This is a genomic window from Rhodococcus sp. HNM0569 (assembly GCF_012726205.1).
Taxonomy (GTDB): domain Bacteria; phylum Actinomycetota; class Actinomycetes; order Mycobacteriales; family Mycobacteriaceae; genus Rhodococcus_F.
Window position 1 is genome coordinate 38703 of record NZ_JAASAE010000006.1, and the last position, 21482, is coordinate 60184.

At 67.8% G+C, this 21482-nt stretch carries 19 protein-coding genes; 5 read left to right on the forward strand and 14 right to left on the reverse strand.

From position 1 onward, the window contains the following. Positions 1–65: 65 nt before the first annotated feature. From HCA44_RS10050 to HCA44_RS10085, 8 genes are all read right to left on the reverse strand, one after another. Positions 66–1616 carry an aldehyde dehydrogenase family protein gene (locus HCA44_RS10050; RefSeq protein ID WP_169648420.1) on the reverse strand — a complete coding sequence of 517 codons (1551 nt, stop codon included), beginning with the start codon at positions 1614–1616 and terminating at the stop codon, positions 66–68. Then, on the reverse strand, positions 1613–2044 hold the full coding sequence (locus HCA44_RS10055) for a cupin domain-containing protein (protein WP_169648619.1): 432 nt from the start codon (positions 2042–2044) through the stop codon (positions 1613–1615). The genes HCA44_RS10050 and HCA44_RS10055 overlap by 4 nt, the downstream gene beginning before the upstream one ends. Before the next feature lie 9 nt (positions 2045–2053). Further along, positions 2054–2830 (reverse strand): ribonuclease activity regulator RraA, encoded by a 777-nt coding sequence (locus HCA44_RS10060; protein ID WP_169648421.1) that lies wholly within the window; start codon positions 2828–2830, stop codon positions 2054–2056. Between the two features lie 26 nt (positions 2831–2856). Next, the gene (locus tag HCA44_RS21000; protein WP_206037982.1) at positions 2857–3792 is read right to left on the reverse strand and encodes a VOC family protein; all 936 of its coding nucleotides are present in this window, start codon (positions 3790–3792) and stop codon (positions 2857–2859) included. Between the two features lie 69 nt (positions 3793–3861). After that, positions 3862–5427, reverse strand: a complete 1566-nt coding sequence (locus HCA44_RS10070) for a 4-hydroxyphenylacetate 3-hydroxylase N-terminal domain-containing protein (protein ID WP_169648422.1) — start codon at positions 5425–5427, stop codon at positions 3862–3864. Positions 5428–5850: 423 nt separating this feature from the next. Further along, on the reverse strand, positions 5851–6756 hold the full coding sequence (locus tag HCA44_RS10075) for a LysR family transcriptional regulator (RefSeq protein WP_169648423.1): 906 nt from the start codon (positions 6754–6756) through the stop codon (positions 5851–5853). Between the two features lie 78 nt (positions 6757–6834). Next, positions 6835–7668 carry an alpha/beta fold hydrolase gene (locus tag HCA44_RS10080; RefSeq protein WP_169648424.1) on the reverse strand — a complete coding sequence of 278 codons (834 nt, stop codon included), beginning with the start codon at positions 7666–7668 and terminating at the stop codon, positions 6835–6837. 14 nt (positions 7669–7682) lie between these two features. After that, positions 7683–8705, reverse strand: coding sequence for an alpha/beta hydrolase family protein (locus HCA44_RS10085; RefSeq protein WP_169648425.1), 1023 nt, complete (start codon positions 8703–8705; stop codon positions 7683–7685). A 208-nt stretch (positions 8706–8913) separates the two neighbouring features. On the opposite strand from HCA44_RS10085, the gene HCA44_RS10090 reads away from it, so the two are divergent. Continuing rightward, positions 8914–9114: a PspC domain-containing protein gene (locus HCA44_RS10090; protein ID WP_169648426.1), complete on the forward strand. Its 201-nt coding sequence runs from the start codon at positions 8914–8916 to the stop codon at positions 9112–9114. A 330-nt stretch (positions 9115–9444) separates the two neighbouring features. On the opposite strand, the gene HCA44_RS10095 is transcribed toward HCA44_RS10090, so the two are convergent. The 6 genes from HCA44_RS10095 to HCA44_RS10120 form a co-directional block, all read right to left on the reverse strand. After that, the gene (locus tag HCA44_RS10095) at positions 9445–10431 is read right to left on the reverse strand and encodes an alpha/beta hydrolase family protein (protein ID WP_169648427.1); all 987 of its coding nucleotides are present in this window, start codon (positions 10429–10431) and stop codon (positions 9445–9447) included. A 668-nt stretch (positions 10432–11099) separates the two neighbouring features. Next, entirely contained in the window at positions 11100–12722 is a 1623-nt protein-coding gene (gene groL / locus HCA44_RS10100; RefSeq protein WP_169648428.1) for a chaperonin GroEL, read from the reverse strand. A gap of 278 nt (positions 12723–13000) precedes the next feature. Continuing rightward, positions 13001–13546, reverse strand: a complete 546-nt coding sequence (locus HCA44_RS10105; RefSeq protein ID WP_169648429.1) for a DUF6764 family protein — start codon at positions 13544–13546, stop codon at positions 13001–13003. A gap of 77 nt (positions 13547–13623) precedes the next feature. Then, complete coding sequence (locus HCA44_RS10110; RefSeq protein ID WP_169648430.1) at positions 13624–14418, reverse strand: HAD-IIA family hydrolase; 795 nt, start codon at positions 14416–14418, stop codon at positions 13624–13626. 89 nt (positions 14419–14507) lie between these two features. Then, complete coding sequence (gene ctaD, locus HCA44_RS10115) at positions 14508–16259, reverse strand: cytochrome c oxidase subunit I (RefSeq protein ID WP_169648431.1); 1752 nt, start codon at positions 16257–16259, stop codon at positions 14508–14510. A 208-nt stretch (positions 16260–16467) separates the two neighbouring features. Next, positions 16468–16626: a hypothetical protein gene (locus HCA44_RS10120; protein WP_169648432.1), complete on the reverse strand. Its 159-nt coding sequence runs from the start codon at positions 16624–16626 to the stop codon at positions 16468–16470. 297 nt (positions 16627–16923) lie between these two features. Between HCA44_RS10120 and HCA44_RS10125 the strand changes: the two genes are divergently transcribed. From HCA44_RS10125 to HCA44_RS10140, 4 genes are all read left to right on the forward strand, one after another. Then, the gene (locus HCA44_RS10125; RefSeq protein WP_169648433.1) at positions 16924–17379 is read left to right on the forward strand and encodes an SRPBCC family protein; all 456 of its coding nucleotides are present in this window, start codon (positions 16924–16926) and stop codon (positions 17377–17379) included. Between the two features lie 73 nt (positions 17380–17452). Beyond that, positions 17453–18166 carry a phosphatidylserine decarboxylase gene (locus HCA44_RS10130; RefSeq protein ID WP_169648434.1) on the forward strand — a complete coding sequence of 238 codons (714 nt, stop codon included), beginning with the start codon at positions 17453–17455 and terminating at the stop codon, positions 18164–18166. Next, complete coding sequence (pssA, locus tag HCA44_RS10135; protein WP_346764662.1) at positions 18163–19041, forward strand: CDP-diacylglycerol--serine O-phosphatidyltransferase; 879 nt, start codon at positions 18163–18165, stop codon at positions 19039–19041. The genes HCA44_RS10130 and pssA overlap by 4 nt, the downstream gene beginning before the upstream one ends. A gap of 54 nt (positions 19042–19095) precedes the next feature. Further along, positions 19096–21297: an AAA family ATPase gene (locus tag HCA44_RS10140; RefSeq protein WP_169648435.1), complete on the forward strand. Its 2202-nt coding sequence runs from the start codon at positions 19096–19098 to the stop codon at positions 21295–21297. The last annotated feature ends 185 nt before the right edge of the window (positions 21298–21482 follow it).

Sequence of the window (21482 nt, forward strand, 5' to 3'; positions counted from 1 at the left end):
TCCTTCCGAGGTGGTGCGTTGTGTCGGCGTCAGCCGGAGAGTCGAGGTGAACGAATGCCGGAAGATCAGAGAGAGATTCGGGTGTCCCACGCGGTACCACCGCCGAAGTTGACGCACACGCTTTGACGCCGCGCGAACGTCTTCCACGCGTCGGAGCCCGCGGTACGGCCGCCGCCGGTCTCCTTCTCGCCACCGAAGGCCGCGCCGACGTCGGCACCGGTCGTTCCCATGTTGATGCGGACGATGCCGCAGTCGCTGCCGCGCGCGGACAGGAACGTCTCGATGTTGTGCAGGTTGGTCGAGTGCATTCCCGACGCGAGGCCCTGTGCGACCCCGTTGTGGATCTCGATCGCCTCGTCGAGCGTGTCGTACGTCAACACGGACACGATCGGTACGAAGGTCTCCTCCTGCGCGATCGCGAAATCCGGCTGCACGCCGGTCACGATGGCCGGCTCCACGTACAGGCCGGGGCGGTCGAGAACATTGCCGCCGTACACGACGGTCGCGCCATCCGCCTTCGCTTCGTTCAGCACCGTGACGTAGTCGTGAACCGCCTTCTCGTCGATCAACGGTCCGACGAGGGTGTCCGGGTCACGCGGATCGCCGATCGTCACCTGATCGAATGCCCGGGCCATCAGCTCCACGAGCTCGTCGACGATCGAGGTGTGTGCGATGACCCGGCGTGTGCTGGTGCAGCGCTGCCCGGTGGTGCCCACGGCGCCGAAGGCGATGGCCTTCGCAGCCTGCGCAAGATCGGCGGTCTCGTCGACGATGCACCCGTTGTTGCCGGAGCACTCGAGCTGGTAGCGCCTGCCCAGCGTCGAGCCGACGACGCTCGCGACCCTCCTGCCCACACCGGTGGACCCGGTGAACGACACGAGCGCGACACGGGTATCGGCGACGAGCTGCTCGGAGATCGTTTCGTCCGCCGGGATCAGGAGAGAGAACACGCCTTCCGCGTCGAACTCCCGCGCGGCCTGGTTGACGAGCTGGGTGAGAGCGATCGCCGTCAGCGGAACCTTGGGGCTCGGCTTCCAGATCACCGTGTTGCCCGCGATCGCCGCGAGAAACCCGTTCTGCGCCCAGACGTTCGCGGGAAAGTTGTACGCCGAGATGATTCCGACGACACCGAGTGGAAGATACTGGTCGTACATGCGGTGCTCGACACGCTGGGACTGCTGCGTGTAGCCGTACATCATGCGGGCCTGTCCTGCCGCGAGGGTCGACATGTCGATCGACTCGCGAAGCTCGCTCTTCGCCTCCATCGTCGACTTTCCGGTGTCGAGACACACGATCGCGGCGAGGGCGTCCAGATTCTCCTCGATCAGCTGGCCGATGCGCCGTACGAACTGGCCGCGACGCGGCGCCGGCACCATCTGCCACTTCTTCTGCGTCTCGACGGCAGCCGCGGTGATCCGCTCGAGGTCGTCGGCCGTGGACGCCGCGACGTGGCCGACGATCTCGCCATCGGCGGGACACAGCGCCTCGATCACGTCGCGCCCTTCGATGGGCCCCCAGCCCTCGCCGTCGACGTAGGTGCCCGAGTGGACACCGTCGAGATCGAAACGGGCGAGCACAGCGGTGGTGTCGAACAAGGGTGCAGCGGTTGCGGTCATGAACGTTCCATTCCTTGTGAAGCAGGTGCGGCGAGGAACTCACCGATCGTCTCGTCGGTGTGGTACTCGGGCTTCTCGTAGTAATGCGGGCCGTCGTAGATCTCGATCAGGCGGCTCGGCTCGTGTGCAAGCGTCGGGCCGTGCGGATGATCCTTGGGGTTCATGTAGAACGAGCCCGGGCGCAACCGCACGCCGGTGCCGGTGTACTCGTAGTCGCCTTCGAGGCAGTACATGAACTGGTTCGACGCGTGCGTGTGTGTGGTCGGGATCGTCCCGCCCTTGTCGTACTCGAGCAACGCGATACTCGCCCCGGTGTCCGGATTCTTGTACAGGAAGTACTGCCGGAAACCGTAGTCCGGGTAGTCGATCCACTCGTCGTCGTTCAAATCAGTGTCATGGATGAGCTTTTCGAGTGTGCGTGGGTCCATGGTCACGTGTCACCCCTGTCCGGTCTTCGTATCGGGTTCGTCGGGGCGCCCGGCGGCAACCCACTCGTCGTATTCGGTTCGGCTCTGCTCGGTGGCGGGGAAGACCTCGAAGAGGGAACGACCGTTCGCGATCTGCCGCTCGGCGAACTCCTCGTACTCGACGGCGTCGACGGCGGCAGCCGCGACCTCGACGACGAGGGCCTGCGGAACCACGGCGACGCCGTCGGCGTCGCCCACCAACACGTCCCCGGGGTACACGGCGACACCTCCACACCCGACGGGCTGGTTCAGCGCGATCGGATGCAGCCCGATGGGGGTCGCTGGCGGCGCCGGTCGCCGCTGGTAGCACGGGAGTCCCGTTGCCTGGATGCCGGCCGTGTCCCGGTAGCCACCGTCGGTGACGACGCCCGACACGCCCCGGCACTTCAACCTCGCCGCCATCATGTCGCCCATCGACGACGCGCTCTCACAGCCGAAGGCGTCGATCACGAGTACCGCGCCCTCAGGGCACTCTTCGATCGCGCGCCGGTGCTTGTTGTCCGACCTGCCGTAGTTGGCCATGCTGTCGAGGTCTTCGCGCGCCGGAATGAAACGCAGGGTGTACGCGGGGCCGACAAGTTGCGGTTGATCGGGCCCGAGCGGAGCGACGCCGCGCATCATCACATTGCGAAATCCCATACCGAGCAGCACGTTGGCGACATTCGCCGAGCCGACCCGAAGAAGGCGGGAGCGGACCTCGGGATCGAGCGATGTGGTGTCCTCCGTCCAGTACTCGTTGGGATTCACGGTGCCCGGGTCAGTCTGTACAGCGCTCAATCGAAGAACTCCAGAGGCGGACGGTTCCCCCACTGCGTGGTCTCGCTGGCGGTTCCGTTGAACTTGGTCGGCTGGTAACTCGCGTCGACGGTGTCGCCGTCGGTGTAATGCTCGATGCGGAAGCCGAAGGGGTCTTTCCAGTAGTCGAAGATCTGGCTCCCGAGCACGTGCCGCCCGACGCCGACGTCGAGGTGGTAGCCCTGCTCGAGGAGGAAGTCGTGTGACGACATGACACCGTCGACGTCGGTGACCTCGAACGAACTGTGGTGCACACCCACGCGTTCGGATTGCAGCACGAGCATGAAGTGGTGGTCGACGAGCGTCTCGCCGAGATCGAGACGCACGAAGGTGCCCACAACCGGACCGTCCTGTCCAGGCGGCAGAAAGTAGTCGGAGTCAAGGAAGTTGAAGCGCTCCCTGAGCCACGCCATGGACGCGTCGTGATCGGACACGTGGAGGACGAAGTGCCCGAGCCGGTGAACGGGGCACGGGCCCGCGGCCACTCGTACGTTGCCGTTGACTCGGCGCTTGTCGCGGATGTCGTTGAACGCGATGGGTGCCCGCGTGTCGAGCGGTTCGACGGCCGCTCGACCCCAGATCGCCTTGATCCGGAAGCCGTCCGGCATGTGCATCTCGACCTCGTAGCCGCCACCGGGCTCGGTGGATTCGACCACTGACGACGATCCGTCCATTGCCGCCAGTTCGTCGAGATCGGCGCGTGTCGCGACCTCGATGGACGCACCGACGAATCGCGCGGTGTCGGCCTTGTGGGTCGCGTGAATGTGGTGCTGAGTGCCGTTGCCCCGCATGTAGAGCGCGTTCTCGTCGCTCCCCTCCGCCTTCGTCATACCGAATGCGGTGAGGAACCGCTCCATGACCTCCAGGTCGGGTGCCTGGTAGGTCACCTGAGCGGCATCTATTGCTGTGGCCACGTCTTCACCTCCTGTGGCTGTGCTGAGTAGGTCGGGGCGCATCGCGCCCCAGACCGGTCGTCGTTCGGGTCAGCGTCGCCCGAGGATGCTGATGTCGTCGCGACCGATCAGGTCGGGAGCCGTCCACCCGTCGAGGTCGTACTCGTCCATGGCCGACTGCGCGAAGTCCTTGCAGTACTGCAGGACTCCGTTGCCCTGGGCCCCGAAGAGGTTTGTCTGCCGGACCACGTCGTTGCTGCCGATGTAGTTGATCTCGTACAGCTCGTGTCGCGCACCGAACTCGGTCCCGATCGAATCCCACAGCATCTTCATGACCTTGACGCGATCCTCTGCAGACGCACCGCCACTACCGCGCAGGTAGGTGTCGAGGTAGCCCCGGATCTCGGGGTTCTTGAAGTCGTCGACGCTCGAGTTCAGGTAGATCAGGCCCGACGCGACCACCTGTTCGATGATGTTCTTGATCTTGGGCATCGCCAGCTGGTTCATCACGCGGTATGCGCCCGCGTGCTGCGGATCGGGCTGGATCATGCCGTTCTTCCACGGCACATCGCTCTTGGCCATCGCGTCGGACAGCGCCCAGAAGGTGTTCCGCCAGGCGATCACCTCACCGAGTTGAGATTTGACGCCGTGGAACTCACCGGCCCCGGTGATGTCGAGTGCGCGGGAGAGCAAGCCCACCAGAAAGTCCATCTTGACCGCGAATCGCGTGCAGCCGTGCAGCGACGCTCGCTCGAGATATCCCGAGTGGACGTTGTACTTCGCCGACTGCTCGAGGTCGTTGTAGATGAAGACGTTCTCCCAGGGCACGAACACATCGTCGAGCACGAGAATCGCGTCGTTCTCGTCGAGCCGACTCGACAGCGGGTAGTCGAACGGGCTGCCGAGCACACCGGCGCGGTATTCGTTGGACACCCGACAGAGGAGTTTCACGCCGGGTGCATTGGTCGGCGTGATGAACACCGGTGCGAATGCGGGATCCTTGACCGCAACCGGTCCGACATGGCCGACGAAGGTGTAGTGCGTCAACGCCGAGCCCGTCGCGACCACCTTCGCGCCACTCACGTAGATCCCGGCGTCGGTTTCCCTGGTGACGCGCATGAACACGTCCTTGCCCGCCTCGGGCCCGAGATCGCGATCGACCGGTGGGTTCATGATCGCGTGGTTGAGGTACCAGGTCCTCTCCTGGGCCTTGCGATACCAGGCTCGAGCGTTGTCCTCGTACCCGCGGTAGAACTCGGCGTTCGCACCGAGCGTCCCGAGGAAGCAGCCCTTGTAGTCGGGCGAACGACCCATCCACCCCCACGCGATTTTCTGCCATTCGGCGATCGCGTCGCGCTGGGCAAGCTGCTCGTCGACGGTGAACGGGGCACGGTAGAAGCGATGCGTGAATCCCCCCCACTCCGTGGGTGTGGTCAGGATGTCTTTGCGCGCCGGGTCGTGCAGCGCGTCGTACATGCGAGCGATCATGCGGGCCGAGTTACGGAAGGCCGGATGCTCGGTGATCTTCTCGACCCGTTCGCCGTAGATCCAGACCTCGCGGCCGTCGTCGAGGCTGTCGAGGTACTCCTGCCCCGTGAAGGGGATGTAGTTCTTGTCGACCGGGCTGCTCGCCTGGTTCGGGATGGTTGCCGTCATACCGAGGTCCTTCTCCTTCGATTCCCGCGCCTCTGGTCACGCATCGCAATAGGCACGCGCACAACGGGATTGGATTTCGCGGACACCCATCGGGTGCTGCCGTCTGCCGGAGATGGTGCGCTGCGATCACGTCGGGCACCAGTGCTGGTTTTCGATTCGACCCCGAACAACCCCCGCGAGGGGGGTATTTCGTCCGCGAGCCCGGGAACCTGACGAACCGGGGAATGTGCGTCAGCCCACACTGACCAGCGGGTTTAACAGCTGTGAAACAAGAGGGTCATCACAACGAATTGTGATCTACATCACTCGAAAGAGTTTCCACATCGTGGGATGCGACTTGCATTCGCTCGAGGCGGCTTATATCGCGAACAAACAAGGGGTACAAAGAGTTCGATATGGGGGACGGCTCCACCCGCCCCGTCGTCAGGGGTTTTCGCCCACGGCCCGTAGGGAGACCTGCCTCGTCACGTCGATCCATCGCTGCATCAACGGAGTCACCTCTGCGCCCTTGCGCCACAGCAGCGTCGCGGGTGTCGGCTGCAGCCAGTCCGGTGGATCGAGCAGCGCCACACCGTCGAAGTTGCCACCGATGCCCTGGGTTACCGGCGATACGCCCAGCCCGGCCGCCACGAACGGCAGAGCGGTCTGTGGTGTCGACACCTCGAGCACTTCGAAGTCCTCGTCGTCGGACACGGCGTCGGTGACTACCTCGGTCACGCCACGGAAGGTCGGCATCCTGCGCGGCAGAATCCAGCGCCCCCAGCCCCGTCCGTGTCGGTGGCGCTCACCGGCCTGCCAACGCGGGACGGCAAGTTTCCAGGGGATGAAGCCGATATCCGACCAGTCGCACGCCTCTGTCACGAATCCGGCGAACTGGTCTTCGCCGAACGGCACACAGCCGACGTCGAGGTCGCCTTCGCGGATCCCTTGTACGATCCGGTCGGGTGTCGTATCGGTCAGCCGTACCTGCACGCCGGGCGCCTGGTCGACGAAGTCGGCGACCACGTCCGCCATGAAGGCGTAGACGACCATCGGCTCGACGCCGACCCGCAGATCACCGACGAGCCCCTCCCCCATGAGCTGCATCGCCTGGGTCACCTGGTCGCGGTCCGCGATCAGCTTGTTCCCGTGCGCGAGGAGATACAGCCCCGCATTCGTCGGCCGCACCCCCTTCGCCGTGCGCTCGAGGAGTCGCACTCCGAGTTCACCCTCGAGTCTCGACACCGCCAGGCTCAACGGCGGCTGCGACATGCCGAGCCTGCGGGCGGCCTGCGACACCGAGCCCGCATCCACGACCGCGGCGAAATACTCGAGCTGACGGAACTCCATGTGCTCAGTGTGCGCTCGGCACTTCGTGTGCGCTCGGCCTGCATCGGGGCGGCATGAGCGGCCGAGGCGGAAACGAGTTCAGCGGTCGCGCAACCACTCGGTGACGCGATCCACGACCGCCTCCGAGCCGCGGATCCATCCGTTGTGGCCGAGCGGCGCTGGTTCGTGCCAGCGGGTGACGTCGGCGTTGGGGAGCTTCGACAGCAGCGCACGCACCGAGCCCTCGGGGGCCATGTCGTCGCCCTCGACGGTGATCGACAGGACCGGCAGCGTCAGGCGCGAGATCCGTTCCTCGTAGTCGATGTCGGCGCCCGAGGGCGCGATGCGCCCGGTGCGCGCGAAGCGTGCCCAATCGGCGATGAGGGTTTTCGCCTGGCGGCCGAAGCCACCGACATCGACGCGGTCGCCCGGCCAGAACCCCGCCACCGACGCGGTGAGCGACATCGCTGCCGACCCCACCAGCAGGCCCGGGCTGCGGACTCCCGGGAAACCGCGATGGTACGGCGACCCGGACGCGACGAGGATCAGCCCGCCGAGCCTGCCCCGCACCCGTGCGGCATACATGATGCCGAGCTGCCCACCCATGCTGTGGCCGAGAAGGAACGGGGTGGCCGCCGGGAAACGTTCGCGCGCGACCTCGAACACCGCCGGGAAGTCGACGGACACGAGTTCGTGATAGCCGTAGGTGCTGGCCGCGCTCGGTCGCGGTCTGCTGTCGCCCTGACCTCGCAGGTCCGCGGTGACGACGGAGAAACCGTGGTCGACCAGTCGCTCGGCGAAGCGGTCGTAGTAGCCGGCGGGGATGCCCAGCCCCGGCGCCACGACGACGACCGGTGCGGCGTCGTCCGGGCCTTCGAACGCGCGGACGAGAGTGGTGGTGCCGTCCGGCAGCTGGATCGGAACGGTCTCCACCGCCGGACCTCCGGTCACGCGCCGATCGACGCGCCCAGCACCGGCCACGACTTGTGCAGCTGGTCCTGCCAGTACGGCCATGCGTGGGTGCCGACCGGTTCCAGGTCGTACGTCGCGGGGATGCCGAGTTCGTCGAGCCGGCCCTTGAGGGCGTGCGTGCACTGGTTGGCCGCGGCCTCGATCGTGGTGCCGAGGAGCATCTGGTTCGCGTACGTGTTGACGTCACCCTCGATGCCGGGGCCGTCGAGCCGGTCGTGCGGGCCGGGCACTCCCGAGCCGCTGGAGATGTAGAGCTCGGTGCCGCGCAGCTTCTCGGCGTTGACGACCGGATCGTTGGCCGCCCAGCCGGGGCCGTCCTTGGGGCCCCACATGTTCTCGGTGTCGGCACCGCCACGACCCTCGACGACCAGGTCGACGTACATACGGCCGGGCTGCGTGCTCGTCTGCGCGCAGCCGCTGTAGGCGCCGACGCTGCGGTACAGCCCGGGCGCCGACTCGGCGAGGCTCAGCACCGATCCGCCTGCCATCGAGATGCCGGCGATCGCGTTCACGCCGTTGGTGCCGAGGGCGCCGTCGACGACCGGGGGAAGTTCCTCGGTCAGGAAGGTGGTCCACTTGTTGCGACCGAGCTCCGGGGCGTCCTTCTCCCAGTCGGTGTAGTAGCTGAACGCGCCTTCCATCGGCACGACGCCGTTGACGTTCTTGTCGCCGAAGAAATCGACCACATCGGTGCGGTCGAACCAGTTCGCGGCGTCCTCGCCGCCGCCCGCCCCGTTGAGCAGATACAGCGTCGGACGCGGCGCACTGTCGTCGGCCGGGCGCAGCACCTTGAACGGGATGTCGCGGTCCATCGACTCGGAGTGAACCGTCAGGGTGAGTTCGCGGTCGGAGACCTGCTTGGACGACACGACACCGGCAACCGGCTTCACAGGATCTGCCGACGCGGCGGGCACGACAGTGAAGAGGGGCGCCGCGACGAGCGCGCTTGCCACCGCGATCCGGATCGCGTGTGTACCGACTGTCGTGCGCTTGCTCATGCGTCCACCCTTGCTGTGCGGTTTCGTAGCTCTCCGGTCTCTGCCGCCGCCTGGCCCGGGCGGCATCACATTGTGACATGTCGTCCGGGAACCGATTCGTTACAGACCGCCGCTCAGCTGCCCGGATGCGGGCGCACGAGAAGTTTCGGGGTGCAGATCAGGGTGTCCACCGATGCGCGAACGCGTGGACCTGCGGGATCGTCGAATCATGACTTACCAGGACAGCCCACGCCGCTTCACCCGCTCGACGACCGACCGGAAGATCGCCGGTGTGTGCGGTGGCGCCGCACGGTACTTCGGTGTCGACGCGAACCTGATCCGTCTGCTGATGGTCGTGGCGACCCTCGTGTCCGCCGGCAGCGCTCTCGTCGTCTACGCGGCGGGATGGTTGCTGATGCCGGAGGCGTGACCCCGACAGTGGCAAGGAGCAGGGCACACGGACAGGGGCGAACCGGCCGTCCCATTCCCTCCCGGTTCGCCCCTGTCTCGCGCGAGGTCAGCTCGCCGAGCTCAGCAGCGGCTCGAGAAGCTTGTACAGCTCGACCAGGCTCAGGATCGTCTCGATGGAACCCATTGTCCCCTCCCAACTTTCGTGCATTTCGGGTGTGACTGTCTGTCACGTACCGGACGGTAACAATGCCGTTCTTCGAATGGGTGGCCACGATATGTCCGGTGAATGAACCAGCAGGTCAGCCGGCTGCGACCGTGACGAAGGACACGCCGAGCGCAGACAGGGAACTCAGGCGCCGAGCACACCACCGAGCATCGGCCACGACTTGTGCAATTGGTCCTGCCAGTACGGCCACGCGTGTGTGCCGACCGGCTGGAAGTCGAAGGTCGCCGGAATCGCGAGCTCGCCGAGACGCGCTGCCAGCGCGTGCGTGCACTGATTGACGGCCGCCTCGATCGTCGTACCGAGAATCATCTGGTTGGCGTAGGTGTACACGTCACCGTCGATGCCCGGGCCGTCGAGCCGGTCGTGCGGGCCGGGGATCCCCGATCCGCTCGACACGTAGAGCGCGAGGCCACGCAGCTTCTCGGCGTTGACGATCGGGTCGTTGGCCGCCCACCCCGGGCCGTCGAGGGGGCCCCACATGTTCTCGGTGTCGGCACCGCCGCGCGATTCGACGACGAGCTTGATGTAGAGCTGCCCGAGGTCGGTACTGGTTTCCGCGCACCCGCTGTAGGCGGCCACTCCCCGGTACAACTCTGGCGCGGCTTCGGCGAGGCTCAGCACGGACGTGCCTGCCATCGAGATGCCGGCGATCGCGTTGACACCGTTGGTACCGAGCTGCGCGTCGATCCGGGGTGGCAGCTCGCGAGTGAGGAAGGTCGTCCACTTGTTGCGCCCCAGCTCGGGATCGTCACGCTCCCAGTCGGTGTAGTAACTGAACGCGCCTTCCATCGGCACGACGACGTTGACGTTCTTGTCCGCGAAGAAATCGACCACATCGGTGCGGTCGAACCAGTTCGCGGCGTCCTCGCCGCCGCCCGCCCCGTTGAGCAGATACAGCGTCGGACGCGGCGCACCGTCGTCGGCCGGGCGCAACACCTTCACCGGGATGTCGCGCCCCATCGCGTCGGAGTGCACCCGGATCTCGGTGAGCCGAGCGCCGTCGTCGGGCTGCGCGGACGCGACGGCCTGCCCACCCGTGGCGCACACCACCGCCACCGCCGCGAGAAGGACGTGGACGCGACGCGGTCGTCGGGGTGCGGTCAAGCGCATCGGATCTCCTGGAGGACAGGCGGAATGGGCGGCCGAGTGGAAAGCACCATGGCGGTGCGACCGTCCCCCCGACAGGACGTGCCGCACCGCGGAATCAAGACAGTGTCTTGCTTGCGCTCAGAGTGAGCCGGTGATGAGGGCAGGCGCGATCGCGAGGATCAGCTGCGCCAGCTGCGTGAGCATCTCGAGGCCGTTGCTGATGCTTCCCATGGTCGGTTCTCCGTTTTCTCGTGGGGGGATCGATCGGTTCCGTACGTCAGCTCATGAAGGTGAGGATCTGACCGAGGATGTTGAACACGAACCCGACAATGTCCGTGAGCGTGGTGCTTCCCATGAATGTCCTCCTGAAAAATGTTGCACCAGAGTGCCATTCAGAGTGGAATGACCTGGATCACATTAATCCTTCAACCTCCTGTAGCACGCCTTGACGCAGTTTGTTTATCCATTTGTTATCGACACGAATGTTTTCGCTGGTCAACGAGGGACCTCAGTCGCGGAAGCTCGCCGAACGGGCGGTATCGCAGCCATCGCCCGAGTGGATCTCTGCAGGATCGCCCGTTCGGTGCGTCAGGGACCGTTGGACCCCGCAAACGGCCGAAGCCCGGCCCCACCGAAGTGGAGCCGGGCTTCGAAGATGCCTGGTGTGGCGTGCCCTGACGGGCAGTGGATCAGAAGTCCATGCCACCCATGCCGCCGGTCGGATCGACCGGAGCGGCAGCCTTTTCGGGCTTGTCGGCGACGACGGCCTCGGTCGTCAGGAACAGAGCCGCGATGGACGCCGCGTTCTGCAGCGCCGAGCGGGTGACCTTGACCGGGTCGTTGATGCCGGCCTGGAGCAGGTCCTCGTAGTCGCCGGTGGCGGCGTTGAGGCCGCTGCCCGCGGGGAGGTTCGAGACCTTCTCCGCCACGACGCCGGGCTCGAGGCCTGCGTTGAAGGCGATCTGCTTGAGCGGAGCCGAGAGCGCGACGCGCACGATGTTCGCGCCGGTGGCCTCGTCACCCTCGAGCTTCAGGTCGTCGAGGACCGGAGCGGACTGCAGCAGGGCGACGCCACCGCCGGCGACGATGCCCTCTTCGACGGCAGCCTTCGCGTTGCGGACGGCGTCCTCGATGCGGTGCTTGCGCTCCTTGAGCTCGACCTCGGTGGCCGCGCCCGCCTTGATGACGGCGACGCCGCCGGCGAGCTTCGCGAGGCGCTCCTGCAGCTTCTCGCGGTCGTAGTCCGAGTCGCTGTTCTCGATCTCGGCGCGGATCTGGTTGACGCGGCCCTGGATGGACTCGGCGTCGCCCGCACCCTCGACGATGGTGGTCTCGTCCTTGGTGACGACGACCTTGCGCGCCTGGCCGAGGAGCTCGAGGCCCGCGGTCTCGAGCGAGAGGCCAACCTCTTCGCTGACGACCTCGCCACCGGTGAGGATCGCGATGTCGGCGAGCTGCGCCTTGCGGCGGTCGCCGAAGCCCGGAGCCTTGACGGCGACCGACTTGAACGTGCCGCGGATCTTGTTGACCACGAGGGTGGACAGCGCCTCGCCGTCGACGTCCTCGGCGACGATCAGCAGCGGCTTGCCCGACTGGATGACCTTCTCGAGCAGCGGCAGCAGGTCCTTGACCGTGGAGATCTTGGAGCTGACGAGCAGGATGTACGGATCCTCGAGGACCGCTTCCTGACGCTCGGCGTCGGTGGCGAAGTAGGCCGAGATGTAGCCCTTGTCGAAGCGCATACCCTCGGTGAGCTCGAGCTGGAGCCCGAAGGTGTTCGACTCCTCGACGGTGATGACGCCTTCCTTGCCGACCTTGTCCATCGCCTCGGCGATGAGCTCGCCGATCGACAGGTCGCCCGCCGAGATACCGGCGGTGGCAGCGATCTGCTCCTTGGTGTCGATCTCCTTGGCCGACTCGAGCAGCTTCTCGGTGACGGCCGCGGTGGCCTTCTCGATGCCGCGCTTGAGGCCGAGGGGGTTGGCACCGGCCGCGACATTGCGCAGGCCTTCACGCACGAGCGCCTGAGCGAGGACGGTGGCGGTGGTGGTGCCGTCGCCTGCGACGTCGTCGGTCTTCTTGGCGACCTCCTTGACGAGTTCGGCGCCGATCTTCTCGTAGGGGTCCTCGAGCTCGATCTCCTTGGCGATGGAAACACCGTCGTTGGTGATCGTGGGGGCGCCCCACTTCTTCTCGAGCACGACATTGCGACCCTTGGGGCCCAACGTCACCTTGACTGCGTCGGCGAGGCTGTTGAGGCCACGCTCGAGGCCGCGACGGGCCTCTTCGTCGAACGCGATGATCTTGGCCATTGCGAAGTGATCCTCCGGGTAGGGGTGACACGCAAGACGACCACGTGACGGGTCGCCTCAGTACGCCGTTGGCCGGGGTCAGTGCCCGCGACGGACGACCAGGGGTGTCGATGGCTCCCGATCTCACCGTCCCGACCTGGCACTCACGTGTCGCGAGTGCCAACTGCATTTTTAGCACTCGAACAGGGCGAGTGCAACGCTGCGACGTCACCGCGGACCGAAACACACGAACGGCCCGCACCCGTGGTGGGGTGCGGGCCGTTCGGCGGGGACGGAGGTCAGCGCATCGCGCAGGCCTGTCCGGTCTGGACATTGAACGCGAGCGACAGCGCACCCACGCAGTCGACGCCGTTCGCATCCGCGGTGGCACCCGAACCCCAACCGGCGATGGCGACCGTAGTGGCACCCGCGCTCGCACCCGAACGCGCGATGCCGCCGCCGAGCGCGAACGCGTACGCCTGGCCCTGCTCCTGCGACGCACCGAGCGCGGTGCCGAAGCCGTTGGCGTACGTGGTGGCGGTCGTGCCCTGTCCGTCGGCCGTACTGACGGCGGTGCCGCTGTCGGCGGCACCGGAACGCGCGAGACCGCCGTCCCGCGCCGTGGCACCGCAGCTCGCGGTCTCGGAAACCAGGATCTGGTTGTCCGACGGCGGCGAGACGCAGTCGACCGGTGCGGCCGATGCGGCGCCTGCCCCGGCGACGGACAGCCCGGTCACGACTCCGAGCGCCACCGCGGTCGCGGCACCGAAACGCGCGAGCCGCTTGGTGAACGACGAGCGCGAGGTGGAGCCGGCGACGCGAGCGGGACGGAAGGCACGTGGCATGGAAACTCCTGAGAAGTCAGAGGAAGGGGTGCGGGCGAGAGCGTACCCGGCCAAACGCGTTTCGTCTCTAGGGAAATTCAGCCGAGCCGATCGAGCAGTCCCGGCAGCTCGGCGACCGAATCCACGACGTGATCGGGCGTCTCGGACGAATGCGCCAGAACAGACGGCCGGAACTTGCCGGTGCGCACCAGCACGCCCGTCAGACCGACCTGCTGGGCGCGCAGCACGTCGTTGACGAGATCGTCGCCGACCATGACCGTCGATTCCGGTGCGGTGCCCATCAATTCGGTCGCGGCGAGGAAGGCGGACACACCCGGTTTGCCGACCGACACGATCCGTGTACCGGAGATCTCCTCGAGCCCAGGCAGATACAGTCCGACGTCGACCTGGAGCCCGTCGGCGCTCGCCCACACCTGCCCGCGGTGCATCGCGACCGCGGGCACGCCACCGAGCAACAGATCTACGACGCGGCTGAGGCTCGCGTGGTCGTACTCGGGACCCGCACCGCCGAGCACGACGACTTCGGGGTCGGCGGCGTCGAACTCGATGCCCGCGAAGTCGGCGGCGACGTCGCCACTGTTGAGCATCCACACTCGCCTGCCCGGGTAGGTCGTGCGCAGGTATTCGGCGGTGAGCCTGCCCGCGGTGACGATCTCGGCGTCGTCGACGTCCATGCCCGCGTCTCGCAACAAGGCCGCGATCTCGCCGGACGACCGGGACGTGGTGTTGGTGAGGAACGCACGTGCGAGGCCGCGCTCGCGGACGTCCGCGAGCGCGGCGGCGGCGCCGTCGATCGGCTGCCACGACGTGACGAGTACACCGTCGATGTCGAAGAGGACTCCGTCGATGGCCCGCCCGGCCCTGCCGTTCATGTCCGGAATCCTAGGCCGCCCGGGCGGTCGCGGCAGCCGGTCGGCGGTGCCGGCTCGCCCGCGCGGTCAACGCCCTGCACCCCGCGCGTTCAGCGCCCTGCACCCAGAAATGCTCCCGGCTTGCCGGAGTCCTCGCTGTGCCCGCGGCCGACGTGCGCCTCGGCGCGCATCCGCTCGACCATGTGCGGGTAGTGCAACTCGAAGGCAGGCCGCTCCGAGCGGATGCGTGGCAGCTCGGTGAAGTTGTGCCGCGGCGGCGGGCAGCTGGTCGCCCATTCGAGGGAGTTGCCGTATCCCCACGGGTCGTCGACCGTGACGATCGCCCCGTAGCGGTAGCTCTTGAAGACGTTCCACAGGAACGGGATGGTCGACGCTCCGAGCACGAACGCACCGATCGTCGAGATCGTGTTGAGTGCGGTGAACCCGTCGGTGGGCAGGTAGTCGGCGTAGCGGCGCGGCATGCCCTCGTTGCCCAGCCAGTGCTGGACGAGGAAGGTCGTGTGGAAGCCGACGAAGGTCGTCCAGAAATGGACCTTCGCGAGCCGTTCGTCGAGCATCCTGCCGGTCATCTTGGGGAACCAGAAGTACACCGCGGCGTACGACGCGAACAGCACGGCACCCGAGAGCACGTAGTGGAAGTGCGCGACGACGAAGTAGGTGTCGGTGACGTGGAAGTCGAGCGGCGGGCTCGCGAGGATGACGCCGGACAGACCACCGAACAGGAAGGTCACGAGGAAGCCGATCGCAAACAGCATCGGCGACTCGAACGTGAGCTGGCCCTTCCACAACGTGCCGATCCAGTTGAAGATCTTCACGCCGGTCGGGACGGCGATGAGGAACGTCATGAACGAGAAGAAGGGCAGCAGCACCGCGCCGGTGGCGTACATGTGGTGTGCCCATACCGCGATCGACAGGGCGGCGATGCCGAGCGTCGCGTAGACGAGGCCGCTGTAACCGAACATCGGCTTGCGGCTGAAGACGGGGAAGATCTCCGACACGATGCCGAAGAACGGCAGCACGATGACGTACACCTCGGGGTGGCCGAAGAACCAGAACAGATGCTGCCACAGCATGACGCCGCCGTTGGCCGGGTCGAAGATGTGCGCGCCGAGATGCCGGTCCACCCACAGCGCGATGAGCGCCGACGCGAGGAGCGGGAACACCAGCAGCGTCAGCAGGCTCGCCACGAGCACGTTCCACGTGAAGATCGGCATCCGGAACATCGTCATGCCGGGGGCACGGAGGGTGACGATCGTGGTGATGAAGTTGACCGCGCCCAGGATCGTGCCGAGACCACCGGCGGTGAGCCCGAGGATCCACAGGTCGGCGCCGACACCGGGAGCGTGCACCTCGGTGCTGAGCGGCACGTACGCCGTCCAGCCGAAGTCGGCAGCGCCGCCCGGGGTGACGAATCCGGCGACCGCGGCGAGGCTGCCGAACAGGAACAGCCAGTAGCTGAGCGCGTTGAGGCGTGGGAACGACACGTCGGGCGCGCCGATCTGCAGCGGCATCAAGTAGTTCGCGAAACCGAAGAAGACCGGCATCGCGAACTGCAGCAGCATGAGCGTGCCGTGCATCGTGAACAGCTGGTTGAACTGCTCGTTGGACAGGAACTGCAGTCCCGGCACGGCGAGCTCGGCGCGCATGAGCAGCGCCATGAGACCGGCAACGAGGAAGAACGCGAACGCCGTCACGATGTACATGACGCCGAGGAGCTTGTGGTCGGTCGTCGTCAGCAGCCGCACGACGAGCGAGCCCTGCGGCGCGCGGTGGACCCGCGGTGCAGGTGCGGCAGCCACGGGCGGCCGGCTCGGGGCGGGCCGCGGTGCGAGATCAACCATGACGCGCCTCGCACATCGAGCGGGCGGTTCGGTCGTCGGCCACGGGCACACGGCCCGGGCGACTGGTCACAGTTCTGTCGCACATGCTGCACATCGTCGCGACGGCGCGCGTGGTGCAGCGAGTGGCGAAGGTCCCCTGGCCGGGGGCACATCGCCGGGGACGATCGAGCCGGGTCCGTGGCCGTGTGGCACGCGGTCCCGGCCGGGATCACAGGTCGCCGTGCAGTACCTGTTCGATCTCGCGGGGCGTGAGCAATCGCTCGAGCTTCTCGCCGGACCACGTCGAGGGCCTGCCCTCCATACGTGCGGTGGGAAGCAGCGGTAATGGTTCGGAACGGGTGCGCCGCAGCATCGAAGGTAGCTTCATCGGACGATCACTCCTCGGCCGTCTACTCGACTGTCGTGCTCTTCACCGGGGTGGTACCCACTTCCTTCATGGTGCACCCGCGGTGACGGTCTTCGAGGCAGATCGGCGGGGCCCATCGGCCCTGGGCATGGAGCCCGGGCGTCCCGGCGCGCGGAAGGTGCCGTCCCTGTGCGCGAAACAAGCGTGCGGGGACTCGCAAAGTGCTCACGAGGGGTGGGATGCGGGGGCGCGAACCTCTACACTCGGGCGCACTGTTTGTTACCCCGCGTACCAGCAACCTGTTCTCCGGAGGATCCAGTGGCCGCAAGCACCCTCGAATCGAGCATCGACATCGACGCCAACCCCCAGGACGTGTGGGCCGTCGTCGCCGACCTGCAGCGCATGGGCGAGTGGAGCCCGCAGTGCCGCAAGATGCTCATCCTCGGCGGCGTCGTGGGAGAAGGCACCCGCACCGTCAACCTCAACCGCAAGGGCCTGCTCGTGTGGCCGACGACGTCGAAGGTCGTCTCGTTCGTCCCGAACAAGAGGCTCGCGTTCCGCATCCCCGAGAACCGCACCATCTGGAGCTACGTGCTCGAGCCCACCGAGACCGGCACGCGCCTGACCGAGCGCCGCGAGGCCCCGTCCGGCACGTCCGGTGTCTCCCAGTTCCTGGTCAAGTGGGTCCTCGGCGGCAACGACGGCTTCGAACGCGAGCTCACCGAAGGCATCGACCAGACCCTCGCCAGGATCAAGGCCGCGGCCGAGAAATGACGGCACCGGCTAATGTGTGCACTCGACGCCGACGCGTCGAGCCCGCACCGAGCCGATCACCGTAAGAGGAGCCGTGGCCCGAAAGCCAGTACCCGAGGGAACACCGAAGCCGACGAGCCTGGGGCACGTCGCGGGCCTGGTCCGCGACACGGTTCCGCCCCTGCACCGCGCGGGGCTCCCGTTCGTCCTCGCGCCCCTCGGCGTCGCCGCCCTCGGCCGTAAGCACACGTGGGTTCGCCGCACCGCGCTCGCCGCCGCGGGCGCGTGCGCGGCGTTCTTCCGCAATCCACCACGCGTCCCGCCGTCGCGCACGGACGTCGTCGTCGCACCCGCCGACGGCGAGATCGCGCTGGTCGACACCGCGGTGCCCCCTGCCGAACTCGGGCTCGGCACCGACCCGCTCCCCCGCGTCAGCATCTTCCTGTCGGTGCTCGACGTGCACGTGCAGCGCAGCCCCGTCGCGGGCGAGGTCACCCAGGTGGTGCACCGGTCGGGCCAGTTCCTGTCGGCCGACCTCGCCGATGCCAGCGAGGTCAACGAACGCAACAGCATGGTCATCCACACGTCGTCGGGCCACGACGTCACGGTCGTGCAGATCGCGGGCCTGCTCGCGCGGCGCATCGTGTGCGACGCCCGCGTCGGCGACGCGATCCCGCTCGGCGACACGTACGGGCTCATCCGATTCGGATCCCGCGTCGACACGTACCTTCCGCAAGGCTCGACCGTGCACGTACTCCCCGGTCAGCGCACGATCGGTGCCGAGACCGTCCTCGCCGAACTCCCGTGATCGCGAACATCCGCCAGCGCGGCAAACGCCCGCAGAACGCAGTGCGCCTGCTGCCGAGCATGATCACGATCCTCGCGCTCTGTGCGGGCCTGTCGGCGGTCAAGTTCGCGATCGACGGCCAGCTCGGTGCGGCGCTCGCGATGGTCGGCTCGGCGGCCGTGCTCGACTCGCTCGACGGCCGCGTGGCCCGCATGCTCGACGCCACCAGCAAGATCGGCGCCGAACTCGACTCGCTCGCCGACGCCATCTCGTTCGGTGTCGCCCCCGCGCTCGTGCTGTACGTGACGCTGCTCGACGGGCAGGCCTACGGCTGGATCCTCGCGCTGCTGTACGCGGTGTCGATCGTGCTGCGCCTCGCGCGGTTCAACACGCTGCTCGACGAGGATCTGCCGAGCTATTCGAGCGAGTACTTCGTCGGCGTCCCGGCGCCTGCGGGCGCGCTCGTCGTACTGGCCCCACTGGCCGCCGTCGCGCAGTGGGGCAGCGGGTGGTGGAGCTCGTATCCGCTCGTCGCGGCGTGGATGCTCGTCGCGGCGGTCCTGATCGTCAGCCGCATCCCGACGCTCGCGATGAAGACGATGTCGGTACCGCCGCGCATGGCGGCGGGCCTGCTGGTGCTCGTCGCGATCACCGGAGCGGCGCTCGTGACCTACCCGTTCATCCTGATGCTCGTGCTCGTCGGTGTGTATCTCGTGCACATCCCCTTCGCGGTGCGTTCGCAGCGCTGGGTGGCCGCGCGCCCCGAGACGTGGGACATCAAACCGGCCGAGCGCCGCGCGATCCGCCGCGCACCGCACCCCGGCGGCGCACGGTCGGCGTCGCGTATGGGCCTTCGCCGGCCGTCGGCTCGCACGTTCTCCCGCGGCCGCCGCTGACTCCGCGACGCAGCCGTCCGTAGCGAGCCCCGGCACCGCCGTACTGTGGGGACCGTGACCTCCGCCGAACTCGCGCTGACCGTCCGGCTCAACACCTCTGCGGCCGATGCCCGCCGCGGCATCGCCCGCCTGCACCCCGAGGCGGTCGCCGCGCTCGGGCTACGCGAATGGGACGCGATCGGCCTCGTCGGGGCACGGCGCACCGCGTCGGTCGCGGGCTTGGCGCCCGCGGGCTCACCCACCGGCACGATCCTGCTCGACGACGTGACCATGTCGAATGCGGGCCTCACCGAGAACGCGACGGTGCTCGTGACCGCGACCTCGGTGCAGGGCGCGCGCACGGTCGCGGTGCGCGGATCGTCCCTCGCGGAGAACTCGATCGACGGCCCGACGCTGCGCAAGGCTCTGCTCGGCAAGGTCCTCACCGTCGGCGACGCCGTGTCGTTGCTCCCGCGCGACCTCGGGCCGGGCACGAGCACGGTCGGCACGAGCCGCGACCTGTCCCGCACCTTCGGGGTGTCGTGGACGTCGGAACTGCTGACCGTCGCCGCCGTCGACCCCGCGGGCACGGTGAGCGTGCAGCCGAACACCGCCGTCGAATGGGGATCGGGCGTCACGCCCGGCGCCGACTCACCGCCGTCCCCGGCAGCGCCCGCCCCGACACCGGTCGCCGAGCGGCCGGTCCGGCACACCACGACGCCCGGCACCCCGGCACTCGACGACCTCGTCGGAGTCGCCGGGCAGGCCGCGAAACTCACCGAGTGGCTCGGACTCGCCCTCGACGAACCCGAACTGCTGCACCGCCTCGGCGCGTCGACACGGCTCGGCGTCCTGGTCACCGGCCCCGCAGGCGTCGGCAAGATGACCTTCGTGCGGGCCGTCGTCGCGGGCCGCCCGCTCGTCGAACTCGACGGCCCCACCGTCGGCGCGACCGAGGCGAGCGATCGGCAGGGCCGGGTCCGTGCCGCCGTCGACGCGGTCGCGGACGGCGGCGGCATCCTCGTCGTCTCCGACGTCGACGCGCTGCTCCCGGAGACACCCGAACCGGTCGCGTCGCTGATCCTCGACGAACTACGCCGCGCCGTCGCATCCCCCGGCGTGGCGTTCGTCGCCACCGCGGCGCACCCGGAATCCGTGGACGCGCGGCTGCGCGACCCGCACCTGTGCGACCGCGAACTCGCGATCCCGCTGCCTGACGGCAACACGCGTCGCGCCCTGCTCGACTCGTTCGTGCGGCACGTCCCCACCGACAACCTCGATCTCGCCGCGATCGCGTCGCGCGCACCGGGATTCGTTGCGGCCGATCTCGCGGCTCTGTGCCGCGAGGCCGCGCTGCGCGCCGCATCGCGCAGCCGAACCGGCAGTTCCGAACCCGTGCTCACCCAGCAGGACCTCGAAGGCGCACTGTCGGTGATCCGGCCGCTGTCCCGTTCGGGCACCGAGGAACTCGCCGTCGGCAGCGTCACGCTCGACGACGTCGGCGACATGCACGAGACCAAACAGGCTCTCACCGAGGCCGTGCTGTGGCCGCTGCAGCATCCGGACTCGTTCGCACGACTCGGCGTCGAACCGCCACGCGGTGTCCTCCTGTACGGGCCGCCCGGCTGCGGCAAGACCTACCTCGTGCGGGCCCTCGCGAGCAGCGGGCACCTGAGCGTGCACGCCGTGAAAGGCGCCGAGCTGATGGACAAGTGGGTCGGCGCGTCGGAGAAGGCGGTACGCGAGCTGTTCCAGCGCGCCCGCGACTCGGCACCGTCGCTCGTGTTCCTCGACGAGGTCGACGCACTCGCGCCGCGCCGCGGTCAGAGTTCCGATTCCGGGGTGTCCGATCGGGTGGTGGCCGCGTTGCTCACCGAACTCGACGGCGTCGAACCGCTCCGCGACGTCGTCGTGCTGGGGGCCACCAACCGGCCCGACCTGATCGACCCGGCGCTGCTGCGGCCCGGGCGGCTCGAACGTCTCGTGTTCGTGCCACCGCCCGACGCCGACGCGCGTGCGGCGATCCTCGCGACCGCGGGCAAGCACGTGCCGCTCGCCGACGACGTCGACCTCGACGCCCTCGCACGCGATCTCGACGGCTACTCGGCGGCCGACTGCTCGGCGCTGTTGCGCGAAGCCGCCCTCGCCGCGATGCGCCGCAGCATCGACGCGGCCGCCGTCACCTCCGCCGACGTCGACGTGGCGCGGGAGAATGTGCGACCGTCGCTCGACGCGGCGCAGGTCGAGCACCTGCGCGAATACGCCGACCGGCACTGAATCCGGCCTCGATCGCGAAACGACACCCTCGGCAGCACCCTCGCGGTGGCACACCCCCGTCGGAGAACTTCAGGCGTTCGCCTGGTGGCGGCGGGGGCGGCGGGCTGTTCGGCGGCGGAGGCGGCGGAGCCCACGACACCGACCCGTTGGCCGGGGGTGGTGGCGGCGGCTCGTCGATGAGCCTG

Bases quoted from the DNA above. Each gene is read 5' to 3' on its own strand.
- HCA44_RS10050 (WP_169648420.1), bottom strand. From the start codon at position 1,616: ATGACCGCAACCGCTGCACCCTTGTTCGACACCACCGCTGTGCTCGCC.
- HCA44_RS10055 (WP_169648619.1), bottom strand. From the start codon at position 2,044: ATGGACCCACGCACACTCGAAAAGCTCATCCATGACACTGATTTGAAC.
- HCA44_RS10070 (WP_169648422.1), bottom strand. From the start codon at position 5,427: ATGACGGCAACCATCCCGAACCAGGCGAGCAGCCCGGTCGACAAGAAC.
- HCA44_RS10075 (WP_169648423.1), bottom strand. From the start codon at position 6,756: ATGGAGTTCCGTCAGCTCGAGTATTTCGCCGCGGTCGTGGATGCGGGC.
- HCA44_RS10085 (WP_169648425.1), bottom strand. From the start codon at position 8,705: ATGAGCAAGCGCACGACAGTCGGTACACACGCGATCCGGATCGCGGTG.
- HCA44_RS10090 (WP_169648426.1), top strand. From the start codon at position 8,914: ATGACTTACCAGGACAGCCCACGCCGCTTCACCCGCTCGACGACCGAC.
- HCA44_RS10095 (WP_169648427.1), bottom strand. From the start codon at position 10,431: ATGCGCTTGACCGCACCCCGACGACCGCGTCGCGTCCACGTCCTTCTC.
- groL (WP_169648428.1), bottom strand. From the start codon at position 12,722: ATGGCCAAGATCATCGCGTTCGACGAAGAGGCCCGTCGCGGCCTCGAG.
- HCA44_RS10105 (WP_169648429.1), bottom strand. From the start codon at position 13,546: ATGCCACGTGCCTTCCGTCCCGCTCGCGTCGCCGGCTCCACCTCGCGC.
- HCA44_RS10110 (WP_169648430.1), bottom strand. From the start codon at position 14,418: ATGAACGGCAGGGCCGGGCGGGCCATCGACGGAGTCCTCTTCGACATC.
- ctaD (WP_169648431.1), bottom strand. From the start codon at position 16,259: ATGGTTGATCTCGCACCGCGGCCCGCCCCGAGCCGGCCGCCCGTGGCT.
- HCA44_RS10120 (WP_169648432.1), bottom strand. From the start codon at position 16,626: ATGAAGCTACCTTCGATGCTGCGGCGCACCCGTTCCGAACCATTACCG.